The sequence below is a fragment of the Loktanella salsilacus genome (genome assembly GCF_024206795.1).
In the GTDB taxonomy this organism is placed as follows: Bacteria; Pseudomonadota; Alphaproteobacteria; order Rhodobacterales; family Rhodobacteraceae; genus Loktanella; species Loktanella salsilacus.
Genome location: NZ_CP072994.1, coordinates 1,408,430 through 1,422,850, shown reverse-complemented (window position 1 = coordinate 1,422,850; position 14,421 = coordinate 1,408,430). Strand labels below are relative to the sequence as shown.

15 protein-coding genes are annotated in these 14,421 nt (G+C 61.3%); 6 read left to right on the top strand and 9 right to left on the bottom strand.

Features of this window, described 5'->3' with window-relative positions; all coding sequences use genetic code 11:
- Nucleotides 1–4: 4 nt before the first annotated feature.
- The 5 genes from dxr to pyrH form a co-directional block, all read right to left on the bottom strand.
- A complete protein-coding gene (dxr, locus tag KBW81_RS06995) occupies nucleotides 5–1,174 on the bottom strand; it encodes a 1-deoxy-D-xylulose-5-phosphate reductoisomerase (RefSeq protein WP_254248806.1) in 1,170 nt (389 codons plus the stop codon).
- The gene (locus KBW81_RS06990; protein ID WP_245754115.1) at nucleotides 1,171–1,905 is read right to left on the bottom strand and encodes a phosphatidate cytidylyltransferase; all 735 of its coding nucleotides are present in this window, start codon (nucleotides 1,903–1,905) and stop codon (nucleotides 1,171–1,173) included. The genes dxr and KBW81_RS06990 overlap by 4 nt, the downstream gene beginning before the upstream one ends.
- Before the next feature lie 73 nt (nucleotides 1,906–1,978).
- Entirely contained in the window at nucleotides 1,979–2,710 is a 732-nt protein-coding gene (gene uppS, locus KBW81_RS06985; RefSeq protein ID WP_090184878.1) for a polyprenyl diphosphate synthase, read from the bottom strand.
- Between the two features lie 61 nt (nucleotides 2,711–2,771).
- Nucleotides 2,772–3,332 (bottom strand): ribosome recycling factor, encoded by a 561-nt coding sequence (gene frr / locus KBW81_RS06980; protein WP_090185345.1) that lies wholly within the window; start codon nucleotides 3,330–3,332, stop codon nucleotides 2,772–2,774.
- A gap of 123 nt (nucleotides 3,333–3,455) precedes the next feature.
- Nucleotides 3,456–4,178 carry a UMP kinase gene (pyrH, locus tag KBW81_RS06975; protein WP_090184874.1) on the bottom strand — a complete coding sequence of 241 codons (723 nt, stop codon included), beginning with the start codon at nucleotides 4,176–4,178 and terminating at the stop codon, nucleotides 3,456–3,458.
- 121 nt (nucleotides 4,179–4,299) lie between these two features.
- Here pyrH and miaA point away from each other — a divergent pair, with 121 nt between their 5' ends.
- From miaA to KBW81_RS06960, 3 genes are all read left to right on the top strand, one after another.
- Complete coding sequence (gene miaA / locus KBW81_RS06970; protein WP_254248805.1) at nucleotides 4,300–5,211, top strand: tRNA (adenosine(37)-N6)-dimethylallyltransferase MiaA; 912 nt, start codon at nucleotides 4,300–4,302, stop codon at nucleotides 5,209–5,211.
- Nucleotides 5,212–5,280: 69 nt separating this feature from the next.
- A complete protein-coding gene (locus KBW81_RS06965) occupies nucleotides 5,281–6,129 on the top strand; it encodes a helix-turn-helix transcriptional regulator (protein WP_254248804.1) in 849 nt (282 codons plus the stop codon).
- Nucleotides 6,130–6,995: 866 nt separating this feature from the next.
- Nucleotides 6,996–8,681 (top strand): ABC transporter substrate-binding protein, encoded by a 1,686-nt coding sequence (locus KBW81_RS06960; RefSeq protein ID WP_254248803.1) that lies wholly within the window; start codon nucleotides 6,996–6,998, stop codon nucleotides 8,679–8,681.
- Nucleotides 8,682–8,690: 9 nt separating this feature from the next.
- Here the strand turns inward: KBW81_RS06960 and KBW81_RS06955 are convergent, their stop codons facing one another.
- Nucleotides 8,691–9,989, bottom strand: a complete 1,299-nt coding sequence (locus KBW81_RS06955) for a DUF2254 domain-containing protein (RefSeq protein ID WP_254248802.1) — start codon at nucleotides 9,987–9,989, stop codon at nucleotides 8,691–8,693.
- A gap of 143 nt (nucleotides 9,990–10,132) precedes the next feature.
- Between KBW81_RS06955 and KBW81_RS06950 the strand changes: the two genes are divergently transcribed.
- Entirely contained in the window at nucleotides 10,133–10,978 is an 846-nt protein-coding gene (locus KBW81_RS06950; protein ID WP_254248801.1) for a DUF1206 domain-containing protein, read from the top strand.
- On the opposite strand, the gene KBW81_RS06945 is transcribed toward KBW81_RS06950, so the two are convergent.
- Nucleotides 10,975–11,568, bottom strand: coding sequence for a lytic transglycosylase domain-containing protein (locus tag KBW81_RS06945; RefSeq protein ID WP_254248800.1), 594 nt, complete (start codon nucleotides 11,566–11,568; stop codon nucleotides 10,975–10,977). The genes KBW81_RS06950 and KBW81_RS06945 overlap by 4 nt on opposite strands.
- Before the next feature lie 239 nt (nucleotides 11,569–11,807).
- Between KBW81_RS06945 and ssb the strand changes: the two genes are divergently transcribed.
- The gene (gene ssb / locus KBW81_RS06940) at nucleotides 11,808–12,362 is read left to right on the top strand and encodes a single-stranded DNA-binding protein (RefSeq protein ID WP_254248799.1); all 555 of its coding nucleotides are present in this window, start codon (nucleotides 11,808–11,810) and stop codon (nucleotides 12,360–12,362) included.
- 76 nt (nucleotides 12,363–12,438) lie between these two features.
- On the opposite strand, the gene aroB is transcribed toward ssb, so the two are convergent.
- Both aroB and KBW81_RS06930 read right to left on the bottom strand, forming a co-directional pair.
- Nucleotides 12,439–13,542 carry a 3-dehydroquinate synthase gene (gene aroB / locus KBW81_RS06935; RefSeq protein WP_254248798.1) on the bottom strand — a complete coding sequence of 368 codons (1,104 nt, stop codon included), beginning with the start codon at nucleotides 13,540–13,542 and terminating at the stop codon, nucleotides 12,439–12,441.
- Nucleotides 13,539–14,105, bottom strand: coding sequence for a shikimate kinase (locus KBW81_RS06930; RefSeq protein ID WP_090184854.1), 567 nt, complete (start codon nucleotides 14,103–14,105; stop codon nucleotides 13,539–13,541). Before KBW81_RS06930 ends, aroB begins: the two co-directional genes overlap by 4 nt.
- Here KBW81_RS06930 and KBW81_RS06925 point away from each other — a divergent pair.
- Nucleotides 14,082–14,420, top strand: a complete 339-nt coding sequence (locus KBW81_RS06925) for a hypothetical protein (protein WP_139222574.1) — start codon at nucleotides 14,082–14,084, stop codon at nucleotides 14,418–14,420. The two genes, KBW81_RS06930 and KBW81_RS06925, sit on opposite strands and share 24 nt — an antisense overlap.
- Nucleotide 14,421 lies beyond the last annotated feature (1 nt).

Sequence of the window (14,421 nt, the reverse complement as noted above, 5' to 3'; positions counted from 1 at the left end):
TGTGTTATCCCCGATGTGTCAAAGCATCCGCAACACGCTGGCGCGTCTCGCGGTCGATATCCAAAATAGTGTCTAACTGCATCGGGGCATTTTGCAGACCCTCATGTGCTGACAATTTGGCGAGCGCGTCTGCAACGACGCCGCTCATGTCCATGAAACCGATGCGGCCTGCGATAAAAGCATCCAGCGCGGCCTCTTTTGCGGCGTTAAACACCGCGCCCATCGCGCCGCCCGCCTGCATGACGTCGCGCGCAAGCCGCAGCGCGGGCCAGCGGGCCTCGTCCGGGGTGCGAAAGGTCAGCTGGCCAATCTGCGCCAGATCAAGGCGGTCCACAGGCAGATGTTTGCGGTCCGGCCAGTGCAGCGCATAACCGATGGCGTGGCGCATATCGGGCGGACCAACGTGGGCCATCAGCGCACCGTCGTTAAAGCCGACCAGCGCATGCACCAGCGATTCAGGGTGCACGATGGCCTCGATCTTGTCCGGGCTGATGCCAAAGAACTCTTTGGTCTCAATCAGTTCCAAGGCCTTGTTGAACATGGATGCGCTATCAATCGTGATACGCTGCCCCATGTCCCAATTCGGATGGCTGGAGGCTTGTTCCAGCGTCGCGCTTGCCAGCTGTTCCAGCGGCCAGTCGCGAAACGCGCCGCCTGATGCGGTGATGACGATGCGTTCAACCGCCGCCATGTCCTCGCCGACCAGCGCTTGAAACACGGCGGAATGTTCGCTGTCGACCGGCAGGATCGTCGCGCCATATTTGCGCGCCGTCGCCAGCAAAAGCGGGCCAGCGGTGACAAGGGATTCCTTGTTAGCCAGCGCCAGCGTCGTGCCTTGTTCCAGCGCCGCCATGCCTGGCGGCAAGCCAGCAGCACCGACAATCGCGGACATGATCCAATCGGCGGGCATGCGAGCGGCGTCATTGATCGCCTCTGCACCGCAGGCCACGCGGATACCGGTGCCAGACAGCAGGTCTTGCAAAACGGGGTATGCGGCAGGGTCGGAAACTACGGCAACTTCGGCCTGCAAGTCTTTGGCATCTTTCGCCAATTGCACGGCGTTGGACCCGCCCGTCAGGGCGACGACATGATACGCCGCGCGGTCACGGCGGATCAGGTCAAGGGTGCTTTGGCCGATAGATCCGGTCGCACCCAGAATGGTGATCCGCCTCAAAAGGCGACTCCCGGCACGTTAAAAAGGCCGGCCACCAACAGCATGAAAAGCGAGGCACCCAGCAGCGCATCAAAGCGGTCAAACAGCCCGCCGTGCCCGGGGATCAGGGTCGAGCTGTCCTTGACCTTCATCCGGCGCTTTAGCCCGCTTTCGGCAGCATCGCCAAGCTGGCTGGCAAAGCTAAGGACCATCGACAGCAGGACAATTTCAAACCCAGCGCTGGTGAAGAGGGTAAAGATATAGCCCACGATGCCCGCCGCGACCCAGCCGCCAGCGGTGCCGGACCATGTCTTTTTCGGGCTGACCTTGGGCCAGAATTTCGGCCCGCCAACAGCGCGGCCAATCATGTAACCGAAGACATCCGTCGCCACGACAACGCAGATCAGCCACAGGATCCAGCCAAAGCCATAGTCGGCGCGGAAGGTGACAATACCCCAGCCCGCAACCTGAATTCCTAAGGAAAAACAGAAGAATGCAAGGCGTTCGTGCTTTACCCGCCATGCGCCAATCAGGGGCACCACAAGGAACAGCAACAGACCAAGCGCGGTCGCATGGACCAGCATGCCCGACAGCACAGAGGCCGTCAGCGCCGCCAGCAACATGCCCGGCGTGGGCAGGTCAGAGGCGATCATCATCCACAATTCCCAGATCATCACGGCGGTCACAAAGACCACCATCATCTGGAACCAAACGCCGCCCATCACGACGCCAATCGCGCCTACGACAACCATCGCTGCGCTAGACGCAAGCCGGACGGTCAGATCATCCCATTTACCAGAGGGTGTCGGCACGCCAGCGCTCACGTCAGGCTACCACCCCGCCAAAACGGCGCTCTCTTGCGCCGAACTTCGACAGGACTTCGGCGAACACTTCGGCGCTGAAATCAGGCCAGAGCGTGTCGATAAATTCGTACTCCGCATAGGCCGACTGCCACAGCAAGAAGTTGCTGATCCGCGCCTCGCCGCTGGTGCGGATCACCAGATCGGGGTCAGGCAGAAAGCGGGTATCAAGGAACTTGGACAGCGCTTCGGCGTCGACGTCTTTGTAGGACAGACGCCCCTGCTCGACCTCGAACGCCAGCCTTTGGGCCGCGCGGGTGACTTCATCGCGGCCGCCATAGTTCAGCGCGATGGTCAGATGCACCTTGTCGTTGTCGGCGGTGTAAAGCTCTAGGTTGTCCATCATGCGGACCAGCTTGTCGTCCAGCCGGATGCGGTCGCCGATAAAGCGCACGCGCACGCCTTCGTCGAACAGCGCCTTGGCTTCGCGCATGATATAGCGCCGGAACAGCGCCATCAGGCCCGCGACTTCGGTCTGTGTCCGCTTCCAGTTTTCAGTCGAAAATGCAAATATTGTCAGATACTTAACGCCCTGATCGGGGCAAGCGCGCACGATTTCGCGCACGCGTTTCGCCCCGGCGTGGTGACCGAACAGGCGCGGACGTCCGCGCTGCTGTGCCCAGCGGCCATTGCCATCCATAATCACGGCGACGTGGTTCGGGCCGCCTGTGTTTGGTGTGATGTCCGTCTCGGGCATGAGGCCTCTTTTCCACGGTTGCGACCCAGTCCGGGTCAATCAGGTCGTCCGGCGCGCGGCCTTAAACCTGCATAATCTCAGCTTGCTTGCTTTCCAGCGTTTCGTCCACTTTCTTGATGTGGGCGTCGGTCAATTCCTGCACGGCGGCTTCCCAGAACTTCTGGTCATCGTCGGCCATGCCGTCTTTGTTTTTCTTGATCTGATCCATGCCGTCGCGGCGCAGGTTGCGAATGCTGACGCGCGTGGCTTCGGCATAGCCGCCCGCCACTTTGGTCAGCTCGCGGCGACGCTCTTCGTTCAGCTCTGGGATCGGCAACATGATGATCGTGCCGTTCAGCTGGGGGTTAATGCCCAGACCGCTTTCGCGGATCGCCTTTTCGACCTTGTTCACAAGGCCCTTGTCCCAGACGTTGATCGTGACCATCCGCGGCTCTGGCACGTTGACTGTGCCGACCTGGTTGATCGGGGTCGGGCTGCCATAAGCATCCACCATGATCGGTTCCAGCATAGAGCCAGAGGCCCGGCCGGTGCGCAAAGACGCCAGTTCCACGCGCAGGTTAGCGATCGCGCCATCCATGCGGCGGCCCAGGTCGTCGGTATCGAGTTCGAAATCTTCAGCCATAATCGTCATGCTCTGTCTTGCGGCAAATTGCCTACTTTCCCCGCTCTTAGGGGAAAGTCGTTGAATTGTATAGCGCGCGCCGCGTCAGTTTCCCCTGAGTGTGGCGCAATCACGCGTATGGGTTTAGTCGTGGACGGTGGTCGAGGTGCCCTCGCCCGCAAGGATCCCCTTGAAGCCGCCGGTATCATCCAAGCTGAAAACGATGATCGGCAGGTGGTTATCGCGGGCCAAGGCAATGGCGCTGGCATCCATCACGCCCAGATGCTTTTGCAGCACCTCGTCATAGCTGATCCGCTCGTAACGCACCGCGTCATCGAACTTGTTCGGGTCTTTGTCGTAAACGCCGTCCACCTTGGTGCCCTTAAAGATCGCCTCGCAGGACATCTCGTTGGCGCGCAGCGTCGCGGCGGTGTCGGTGGTGAAATAAGGGTTGCCCGTACCAGCGGCAAAGATGCAAACGCGCTTTTTCTCTAGGTGGCGCACGGCGCGGCGGCGGATGTAGGGCTCGCAGACCTGATCCATCGGGATGGCCGAAATCACGCGGGTGTGGATTTTCAGCTCTTCCAGCGCGGATTGCATCGCCAGCGCATTCATCACCGTCGCCAGCATCCCCATGTAGTCAGCCGTCGTGCGTTCCATCCCTTGGGCAGAGCCTTGCAGGCCGCGAAAGATGTTGCCGCCGCCGATGACCATGCAAATCTCGACGCCCATATCGTGGACGGACTTGACCTCTCTCGCGATGCGCTGGACGGTTGGCGGATGCAGGCCAAAGGCGGTGTCGCCCATCAAAGCCTCACCAGAGATCTTGAGCATTACGCGTCCGTATTTGGTCCGCTCTTCGGTCATGGGTAAGGATCCTTATGCTGGGGCTGCCGTTTGGGGCTGCTGCGGGCTGCGGTCTTGCGGCTTTCGCTTTGGCGCAAAATGAAGCATATGGGCAAAAGGTTCAATGCCGTGTGACGGCGCAATGCAGATTTCGCCCATGATCTTGAACGCGATCCCCGCGGTAGCCCCTGATACGCCGATCCTGATCGCTGGCCCGACGGCCAGCGGCAAGTCGGCACTGGCGCTGGCTATCGCCCGTGCGCAGGGCGGTGTGATCGTGAACGCGGATGCGTTGCAGGTCTTTGACGGCTGGCGTTTGCTGACCGCACGCCCGCCGGACGCGGATTTAGCGCAGGCACCGCATCTGCTGTATGGGCACGTGCCGCTGGACCAATCCTATTCCGTCGGCCACTGGCTGCGCGATGTGGCCCCCTTGCTGCAGGGGGCGCGACCCATCATCGTCGGCGGCACGGGGCTGTATTTCAGCGCCCTGACCGAAGGTCTGGCTGACATCCCTGCCACGCCAGCGGACGTGCGCGCCGCAGGTGATGCACTGGCGCTGCCCGATCTGCTGGCCCAAATCGACGACACCACCCGCGCCCGTATCGACACCGCCAACCGCATGCGCGTGCAGCGCGCGTGGGAGGTGCTGCAAACCACAGGCCGCGCCCTTGCCGATTGGCAGGACAACACGCCGCCGCCGCTGCTGCCATTGGCGGATGCCCTGCCCCTTGTGATTGACGCGCCCAAAGACTGGCTGACGCCTCGCATCGCCCGCCGTTTTGATCTGATGCTGGACCAAGGCGCACTGGCTGAGGCCGCAGCCATTCGCCCGCAGTGGAACCCGGCGGATCAATCCGCGCGCGCCATTGGCGCGACTGAACTGATCGCCCATCTGGACGGCAAAATGTCGCTGAGCGATGCGCGGGCTGCCGCGATCATCGCCACACGGCAATATGCAAAGCGGCAAAGGACTTGGTTTGCCCGCCGGATGCGCGATTGGTATCGCATTGATGCATCATCCACAGATTTATCCACAGGTCTGGCGGGCTAACCCTGAAAAGACGTTGTTTTTCAAAGCGCCGCGCCGCAAGGTTTGCGCAACTTTGACTGGATGCACCTGATGCCCAACGACCTTGCCCAGCTGCCGCTGCCTGACGCAGCCCCGGCCACCCTCGCCTTGCAGGCCCTTGGCCAAACGCCGCAAGCAAACCGCTGGCGCACAGAGGCGATGCGCAGCCATGCGACGCCGCGCCTGATCTTTTTCGCACGCGGCCAAGGGCGCATTACCGTCGCCGGCCTGACCAGCGGGTACGGCCCCAACAACCTGATCTTTATTCCCGCCCGCACGATGTACGGGTTCGAGATCGGTGCCGCTGTCTTTGGCCAAATCCTGACCCTACCCGCCGCGATGGCCGCCGAATGGCCGGACACGCCCGTGCATCTGCGTCTGCGTGATGTGGCGGGGCAAAAGGAACTGCTGGCGCTGATCGAAGGGCTAGAGCGCGAGCTGCAATCATCGCGCCCCCACAGCCGCCGCGCGGCGCATTATCATGCGGGGCTGCTGTCGGTTTTCTTTGCCCGCCAGATCGCTCTGCAAAGCATAGATCCGGCGCTGGCCCGCCAGCAGACCAGCGCGGCAAAACTTGTTGCCGCCTATACCGGGTTGATCGAGCGTGATTTTCGGTCAGACCATGGCGTCGCAGACTACGCCGCTGAACTGGGCGTGACGCCCACCCACCTGACGCGCTGCTGCCGCCAGACCTGTGGTCAATCCGCGCTTGGCCTGCTGGCCGACCGCCGCCACTTCGAGGCGTGCACGATGCTGCGCGACACCAAAACGCCTGTGCAGGACATTGCCAGCCAGACCGGCTTTCAATCCGCCGCCTATTTCAGCCGCGCCTTTCAGGCCCGCGCCGGCGTCAGCCCCACCACGTTCCGCCGCGCAGGCCCGCAGGTCCGGCCCCGTTGAGGTAAATCTAGGGTGTATCCGCAAACCGCGTTGGTCCGCTATGCGGACTTTATTGCCGTTCGAAGCGGCTACTTAAATAGCTGCTTTGGCCATAATACGCAAAAACAAAACATTGATTGAATGGGCCGTTATCACAAAATCATGACAAGAGCCATTAGAGCGGCTAACCCTATAGTCCAAGCATCAAATAGAAGCATCGGCCACCGGTTCATGACCCCTATAGTTAAAGGGTTGAGTAGCCAAGGGAGAGGACCGTTCGTCCGCTTCTGAACCATGCGTCTTACCCGCACTCCACACCACGCTGAGACCAGGCCAAACAGAATAAATAAGTTAGAATGGATAACAACGGCTGCGACTAAGATTCCCATAAGGGAAAATATTAAGGGCATTACGAGTTTGAGTTCTTTCTCCCTGTTTCCCATTTTATAGAATGGAGGGAAACTGCCATTCACCTGCAATGCCAGATTGAGATAGGCAAAGCCGCATACTCCGATCAGAGAAAAGCTTCCGGGAACTATCATGAGTAAATATGCTCGACTTTGGGTCTAATTGTGCTGTGAAGCAGACATTGGTTGATAATACATCATTGTTCAACAAGGGTTCTAAACAGACATCCCTGCTGTTCGGACAACATGGCCGATAAGGCCAAGTGAAAGCTTTCTGACGAAGAGTAGCGATCGACTAGGCAAAAACCGACGCGGTTTAGGGACACTCCCTAAATCTAAGCTTTCAGCCGTATTACCGCACAAAACTGGACAACCTGCGTTGACGCGGCGCGGCGCTTGGTGCCTGCTAGGGATCAAAGGGCGCAGCCGCGCCCGCCGGAAATAACTCCGCCGAATATGATGACGTCAGGATGTAACCCGATGACAGCCTCCCGCACGCCGCGCCTACATCCTGCTGCCCCCCTTTATGCGCGCGAAGTAGCGCAGGGCAAACTGGACCGCCGTGAATTCCTGTCCCGCACGACCGCGCTTGGTGTGACCAGCGCCGCTGCTTACGGGTTGCTTGGCGCGGCGATGCCGACGCAGGCCCAAGCACAGGCGCAGCAAGGCGGCACGCTGCGCATGCAGATAGAGGTGCGCGCGCTCAAGGACCCGCGCACATACGACTGGCCGCAGATGTCCTATATCACCGCAGGCTGGCTGGAATACCTTGTCGCCTACAACAACGACGGCACCTTTACGCCGTGGCTTTTGGCAGGCTGGGACGTGAACGACGACGCCACCGCTTATACCCTGCACGTCCGCCCCGATGTGACATGGAACGACGGCACCGCCTTTACCGCCGCCGATGTGGCCCGCAACATCACCCGTTGGTGCGACAAGTCGGTGGAGGGGAACTCTATGGCGACCCGCATGGCGACGCTGATCGACCCCGAAACGGGCAAGGCCATCGACGGCGCGATCACCGCGACGGACGATTTGACCGTGACGCTGACCCTGCCCTTTCCCGACATCACGATGATCGCAGGCATGTCCGATTACCCCGCCCAAATCGTGCCCGCAGATTTCAACGCAGATGATCCGGTAGCGAACCCCAAAGGCACCGGCCCATATTTGCCAGAGATAGTCGAAGTCGGCACCCGCGCCGTGCTGACCCGCAACACGGGACACGCTTGGTGGGGCGACGCCGCAGGCTTTGGCGCGGCCATCGACCGGTTCGAGTTCATCGACTACGGCACGGACCCTTCCGCCTTTGTCGCCGCCGCTGCCGCAGGCGAGGTTGACGTCATCTATGAAACCGTCGGTGAATTTGTCGATATTCTGGACGGCATGGGCTGGCAAAAGTCAGAGGTCGCGTCAGGCTCTACCATCGTGATCCGCACCAACCAACTGGCCGAGGTGGACGGCAAAACGCCTTATGCCGATGTGCGCGTGCGCCGCGCGATCACCATGGCCGTCGACCCAGAGGTGTGTCTGGAGCTTGGCTACGGCCACCGCGGCGTCGTGGCGCGCAATATGCACATCGGCCCGATGCACCCCGAATGGGCCGACATCCCCGCCATCCCGGTTGATCCAGCCGCAGCCTTGGCCCTGATGACCGAAGCCGGCCAGCAAGATTTCGAGATGGAGCTGGTCTCTATCGACGATGACTGGCGCAAGAACACCACCGATGCCGTCGCAGCCCAGCTGCGCGACGCTGGTTTTACCGTCAAACGCACCACCGTCCCCGCCAGCACATTCTGGAGCAACTGGACGACCTATCCCTTTTCATCGACCGACTGGAACCACCGCCCGCTTGGCACGCAGACCTATGCGCTGGCCTACCGGTCGGGCGAGGCGTGGAATGAAACTGGCTTTGCCAATGCCGCCTTCGACGCCTTGCTGGCAGAGGCGAACGCGATTGCAGACGCGGACAAGCGGCGCGTGGTCATGGCCAAACTGCAGACCATTTTGCGCGACGAAGGCGTGATTTTGCAGCCCTACTGGCGGTCGCTTTATCGCCACGCGGCACCCGGCGTGATCGGCGCGCAGATGCATATCGCCTATCTGCCCCGGCTGTACGACTTTGCCTTTGCGGTTGGTGCGGGCACGACGAGCGAGCCTTAACCTGCTGCGTCAGGTCTTGGCCTGCACCCCGTCACCCTGCGGCGAATGGGCGACGCCATTGATCTGGTCGGCAACGCCTTGCAGATGATCCACCTCTTCGCGGATCGGCATCGCGCCCTGCGCATAGGACATCGCACGCTGGGATTGGGCCCTCGCGGCATAGGCGAAAATACCGGGGCTTTGCTGCGCCATCGCAAGCAGGGCGCGTTGCAAAGTGATCTGCACCTCGTACAGGGCCGCCCCGTCGCGGGCGGTGGCGGCAAAGGCGTCGCGCAGCATTTCATCTGCCGACATGCCGCGAACCCAAAGATGCGGAAAATCAACGTCCGGCACAGCGCGGTCGTCCCACAAGGACATCACGCGGGTCATGCGGCGGATCACATCAATGGCGGTGCCCGGATCGTTCACCGCAGGCGACAGCGCACGGCTGGCGATTTCCGACAGGGTGATCATGCCAAAACGCGGGTCTTGGTCAAAACTACGGTCCATCCCGATGTCAAAGCTGTCGTGGATTTCCGCTAGTAGCGTATCGAATTCGGGCCCAATCGGCCCTTCCAGCACATGCGCCAGCACGGTGCCTTGATAGACAAATTCCCCCGGCAAAACATCAAGATAGATGCTACAGCCCGCGTCCTGCGCGAGCGTGTTCAGGCGGTCCAGATTGATAAACTGCATATGCCCCACAGCGCGGCTAGGCAGCGGAATGGCGCGGTCTGGCGGGCTGCGGCCCTGCATCGGATTGGCCCCCAGCCAAGGGGCCGCAAGGCGGTTTTTCATCGCATTTGTCGTCGCAACCTCGACCCGGTCCATCGTATCGCTCAGGCGGCCAAAGTCGGTCAGGTGGCCGATCCAGCGCACAAGGTTAAAGACGATCAGCACCAGCACAAGGATGGTCGCGGCGAACAGAATAACGCGCCCGCCCTCTCCGTAAATGCCTATTTTCAGGCTGATAATCCCGACCAGTGAAAAGATGAACGCCCCCAGAAAGCTGGCCAAGACTTGCTGCGCGGTGCGGTCGGTTTTCAGTAATTGAAACGCCCGCGGTGTGGCTGTGCTGGACGCGGCTGCAAAGGCCGACAGCATGATCGACAGCGAAAACGTCGTGACCGCCAGCATGGATGACGCAAGGATATTGAGCAGGCTGTCGATGGCGTCAGCGCCGATCTGAAAGGCCAGCTCCTCTGGGATCAGCCCGCGCAGGGCCACGGCGATAAAGGCCGCGACCAGCGCCAGCACCGCATAGGCCCCAATCGGCACCCAGATATGGGCAAACAGGCGATTCAGGCGGTAGCGCAAAGAGGATAACAAGGGACAAGGGCCTTTCGCAGCAGACGCCAATACGGCGCCTCGTTCCCAGCAACATAACGCAGCGCGCGTGAATGCCTAGATGCAAGGCTGGGAACATTAGCCGCGCTCAAACATTGCGTCCCCAGCATAAAGGGGCGAACGCAATGCGCGATGACAATCTAAACTGGGCGATGCCCGTGATGCGCGCAGGCTACGCCGGCCGCGCGTTGGTGTATCTTATCGTGTCCGGGGTATCGCTGTTCGCGATCTGGCACGGCGGAGAGGCGAAAGGCACGTCAGAGGCGCTGTCCACGGTCGAACGGTCCCCCTTTGGCATGGTCGCGCTGATCGTCGTGGCGCTTGGCCTGTTTGCCTATATGATCTGGCGGCTGATTGATGCGTGGTTCGACCTAGAGGACCACGGGACCGACGCCAAAGGGCTGTTTGCCCGCACCGGACAGGCCGTCACCGGGCTGATCCACGGCGCGCTTGGCGGGTTGGCGCTGCTGCTGCTGTTTGGCAGCACCGACAGCGGCGAAGGGTCCAAAACCGCGTTTTACATGTCCAAACTGCTGTCATGGCCGATGGGTGCGATCGTCATCGGCGCGGTTGCGGTGATCACCATGGGCGCTGGCGTCTATTACCTGCACAAAGCGTGGAGCCAAAGTTACCGCCAGAAACTGCAGGCGAACCACTTTACGCTGCATTGGAACAAGCTGCTGCAAATCGGCGTCGCGGCGCAGGGTGTGTCTGTGCTGATCATCGGCTTCCTGATCGGGCTCACGGCGTGGCGGCATGATCCGAGTGCCGCGGGCGGGCTGGACAAGGCCTTTGGCTGGCTGTCGCAGCAGGCCTATGGCCAAGCGCTGGTCACCGCGATGTGCGTCGGCTTGTTGCTGTTCGCCCTGTTTATGGCCGTAAACGCGGCCTATCGCATCATCCCGCGCCTGAAAGACCCGGACGTGCTGTCACTGGCGCAAAAGCTAAAGCAAAAGGCAGAGGCGGCTTAGTTGCCCCAGATCACACGGACATAGTTGCGGGTTTCGGCATAGGGCGGGATGCCGTTGTATTTTTCCACCGCGCCGGGGCCTGCGTTATAGGCGGCCAGCGCGTGGGGCCAGTTGCCGAACTTGTTGTACTGCGCCTTTAAGTAACGCGCGCCGCCTTCTAGGTTTTGCGCCGGATCGCGGGGATCGACGCCCAGCAAGCGGGCGGTCCCCGGCATCAGCTGCGCCAGACCCATCGCGCCTTTGGTGGATACGGCAGCCACGTTCCAGCCTGATTCTTGCTGGACCAGCCGCAGGAAAAGATCCTCTGGCACGCCATGTTTGCGGGCAGCAACCCGGGCCACATCCAGCAGCGGTCCGTTATAGCGGCCGATATAGCTGGGCACCGCTGGGGCGGTCACGGGAATGATCGCACGCGGCGGCTGCAAACGCACAGAGTTGCTGTATTGCTTGGACGCGCGGTTATCTAGAACCGACAGCTGACTTTGGAACAATGCCATGCGCGACGAGGTTGATACCGTGTCCGCAAAGCTGGGAGCGCTTGAGAGCGCCAATGTCGTCAGCGCCAATGTCGTTGTCAGTGCCAGACCCATGATCCGCATACCGTCACCCAATGCCGTTTCAATCTGCGAAGGCTAGACCAAGCCGGCGCCAATGTCAGCCAATTTCCGATCACCTTTGCGCGCAGACGCCTCTGCGCGCATCGCTGAACTGTTATCGCCCAACCGGATCTGCGGCCATATCTTGCCGCCAGATCAGGCCGCTTGATCGGTTCACCTTCGCCTGCTTATCTGCCACATTGGCGCAAACTTAGAATCGTAAGGAAAAAGTCATGGCAGGATCGGTCAACAAGGTCATTCTGATCGGCAATCTGGGTGCCGATCCAGAAGTCCGTACCTTTGGGAACGGCGGCAAGGTGTGCAACCTGCGCATCGCCACGTCAGAGACGTGGAAAGACCGCAACTCTGGCGAGCGCAAGGAAAAGACCGAATGGCACACCGTTGCCATCTTTCAAGAGGGTCTTGTCGGCGTGGCCGAGCGCTTTTTGAAAAAGGGCTCTAAGGTTTATATCGAAGGCAAGTTGCAGACCCGCAAATGGCAGGACCAGTCCGGCGCTGACCGCTATTCGACCGAAGTCGTGCTGCAAGGCCCCGGCACCGTGCTGACCATGCTGGACGGCGCGAGTGGCGGCGGCGGCGGCGGTGGTCGCGGCGGCAATGATGGCGGCGGCTATGACCAAGGTGGCGGCTACGGCGGCGGCGGCAATTCCGGCGGTGGCTACGACCAAGGCGGCGGTTACGGCGGCGGCAGCTCTGGCGGCGGCTCTTCCTCTGGCGGTAGCGGCGGCGGTGGTCGCAGCGATATGGACGACGAAATCCCGTTCTAAAAGACAAACGCCGCCCCAAGGGGCGGCGTTTTGCATTGCGGGGCTTGGTTTGACTGCGGGGGGTGTCTGCGGCGGTTTAGGCCGCGTCGCGCAAGACGCTCAGCACCGCATCCGCTGGCACGTCAGATGTCACAAACGCCTGCCCAATCCCGCGCGCTAGGATGAACCGCAGTTGCCCCGCGACGACTTTCTTATCCTGCCCCATCAGCCCCAGCAGCGCCTCTGCATCCGGCAAATCGCCATCGATATCGCGGATATCAACCTTTTGCCCCATCGCTTTAAGGTGGGCGCGCACGCGGCTTGGGTCTTCTTGACTGCACAGGCCAAGGCGCGATGACAGCTCGAACGCCATGGCGCAGCCGATGGCGACACCTTCGCCGTGCAGCAGGCGGCCGGAATATCCGGTCGCCTTTTCCAGCGCGTGGCAAAAGGTGTGGCCAAGGTTCAGCAGCGCGCGGTCGCCCTGCTCTGTCTCGTCGCGGGCCACGATCTCGGCCTTCATCTCGACCGACCGCGTGACCGCATGAATGCGCGCGGCGATATCGCCATCCGCCATGGCGGGGGCGTTGGTTTCCAGCCAGTCAAAGAACGACGCGTCCCCCAGCAGGCCGTATTTCACAACCTCGCCGTAGCCCGCCAGAAAATCGCGGCGCGGCAAGGTGGCCAGCAGGTCCGTATCCGCCAGCACAAGGCTGGGCTGGTGGAAGGCACCGATCAGGTTTTTGCCGTGGCGCGTGTTGATCCCGGTCTTCCCCCCGACAGAGCTGTCGACCTGCGCCAGCAGCGTCGTTGGGATCTGCACAAAGCGGACCCCGCGCCGCAGCACAGCGGCCGCGAAACCGCCCAAGTCACCAATCACGCCGCCGCCAAGGGCGATCACGATGTCATTGCGCTCGACCTTCTGGTCGAGCAGAAAATCACAACATGCCTCGAGCTGGGCCCAGCTTTTCGTCGCCTCTCCGGCGGGCAGGCGCAAGGCTTCGGATGTGATGCCAGCGGCGGTCAGTGACGCCTGAAGCTGGGGCAAATGTAGCCCCGCCACCGTATCATCGGTCAGGATCGCGACATGCTTGCGCCCGCCAAGCGCGGCGATACGCGCGCCCGCGCCGGACAAAAGATCGGTGCCGATCACCACATCGTATTCACGCCCCGGCAGGGCGACGGGAACAGTTGCAGTCATAAGGCCTCCAGCACATCGGGACGGGTGAGTAGTAATGACATCACGCTTGATGTCGTGTCTTCGATCGTGGCGCGGTGCCCGACGGCCAGATGCAGCTTGGCCTTGGCATAGATCGGCGTGCGCGCGTCATAAATTTCCGACAGGGTCGCATAGGGGTTCGCCGTGCGCAGCAGCGGGCGCGAATCCTTGTGCCGCACCCGGTCCCACAGCACCGGCAGCGGCGCGTTCAGCCAAACCGCGACACCGTGCTTTTTAATCTGCTTGCGGTTCCGCTTGGCCAGAAAGGCACCGCCCCCCGTGGACAGGATACAAGGCGAGCCCATCAGCAGCCGGGCGATCACCTCTGATTCGCGGCGACGAAAGAAAGGTTCGCCGTCACGGGCGAAAATCTCAGCAATCGTGGCGTTTGCAGCGGTCTCAATCTCGTGATCGCTGTCAAGAAAGGGCACATCCAGCCGCTGCGACAGCGCGCGGCCAATTGCCGTTTTGCCAGACCCCATCATCCCCACCAGCACGACCGTGCGGCGCAGGGCATAGCGTTGCTGCGTCTCATCGCTTTGCATCACGGGGTTCAAATTCCCTTTTTGGTGGCCCCGAACAGGCTGTGCGCCGCCGAGTTTCGAATTGTCACCCTGAATGGCGTGATCTTGCCGAAAAGGCCATATATAAACATGGCACAGCCCGGCACACGATCGGGCGACAGGCAAACGACGGGACGCGAAAATATGTGGCGCTTAATCAAGACCCTTTTCATTTTGGTGCTGCTCGCGGCGGTGGCCTTTGTGGCCTATGCCTATGCGGGGCCTTTGTTTTTCCCAAATGACTTTGCCCCGCCCAGCACCCAAATCACCCAGCCCGTCACGCTGGAGACGAAATAGC

What these genes read in the sequence shown, in the direction of transcription:
- KBW81_RS06950 (WP_254248801.1), top strand. Translation starts at nt 10,133, where the DNA reads ATGCGCGATGACAATCTAAACTGGGCGATGCCCGTGATGCGCGCAGGC.
- KBW81_RS06945 (WP_254248800.1), bottom strand. Translation starts at nt 11,568, where the DNA reads ATGGGTCTGGCACTGACAACGACATTGGCGCTGACGACATTGGCGCTC.
- KBW81_RS06990 (WP_245754115.1), bottom strand. Translation starts at nt 1,905, where the DNA reads ATGGTTGTCGTAGGCGCGATTGGCGTCGTGATGGGCGGCGTTTGGTTC.
- pyrH (WP_090184874.1), bottom strand. Translation starts at nt 4,178, where the DNA reads ATGACCGAAGAGCGGACCAAATACGGACGCGTAATGCTCAAGATCTCT.
- uppS (WP_090184878.1), bottom strand. Translation starts at nt 2,710, where the DNA reads ATGCCCGAGACGGACATCACACCAAACACAGGCGGCCCGAACCACGTC.
- aroB (WP_254248798.1), bottom strand. Translation starts at nt 13,542, where the DNA reads ATGACTGCAACTGTTCCCGTCGCCCTGCCGGGGCGTGAATACGATGTG.
- KBW81_RS06960 (WP_254248803.1), top strand. Translation starts at nt 6,996, where the DNA reads ATGACAGCCTCCCGCACGCCGCGCCTACATCCTGCTGCCCCCCTTTAT.
- KBW81_RS06965 (WP_254248804.1), top strand. Translation starts at nt 5,281, where the DNA reads ATGCCCAACGACCTTGCCCAGCTGCCGCTGCCTGACGCAGCCCCGGCC.
- KBW81_RS06930 (WP_090184854.1), bottom strand. Translation starts at nt 14,105, where the DNA reads ATGCAAAGCGATGAGACGCAGCAACGCTATGCCCTGCGCCGCACGGTC.
- miaA (WP_254248805.1), top strand. Translation starts at nt 4,300, where the DNA reads ATGCAGATTTCGCCCATGATCTTGAACGCGATCCCCGCGGTAGCCCCT.
- frr (WP_090185345.1), bottom strand. Translation starts at nt 3,332, where the DNA reads ATGGCTGAAGATTTCGAACTCGATACCGACGACCTGGGCCGCCGCATG.
- ssb (WP_254248799.1), top strand. Translation starts at nt 11,808, where the DNA reads ATGGCAGGATCGGTCAACAAGGTCATTCTGATCGGCAATCTGGGTGCC.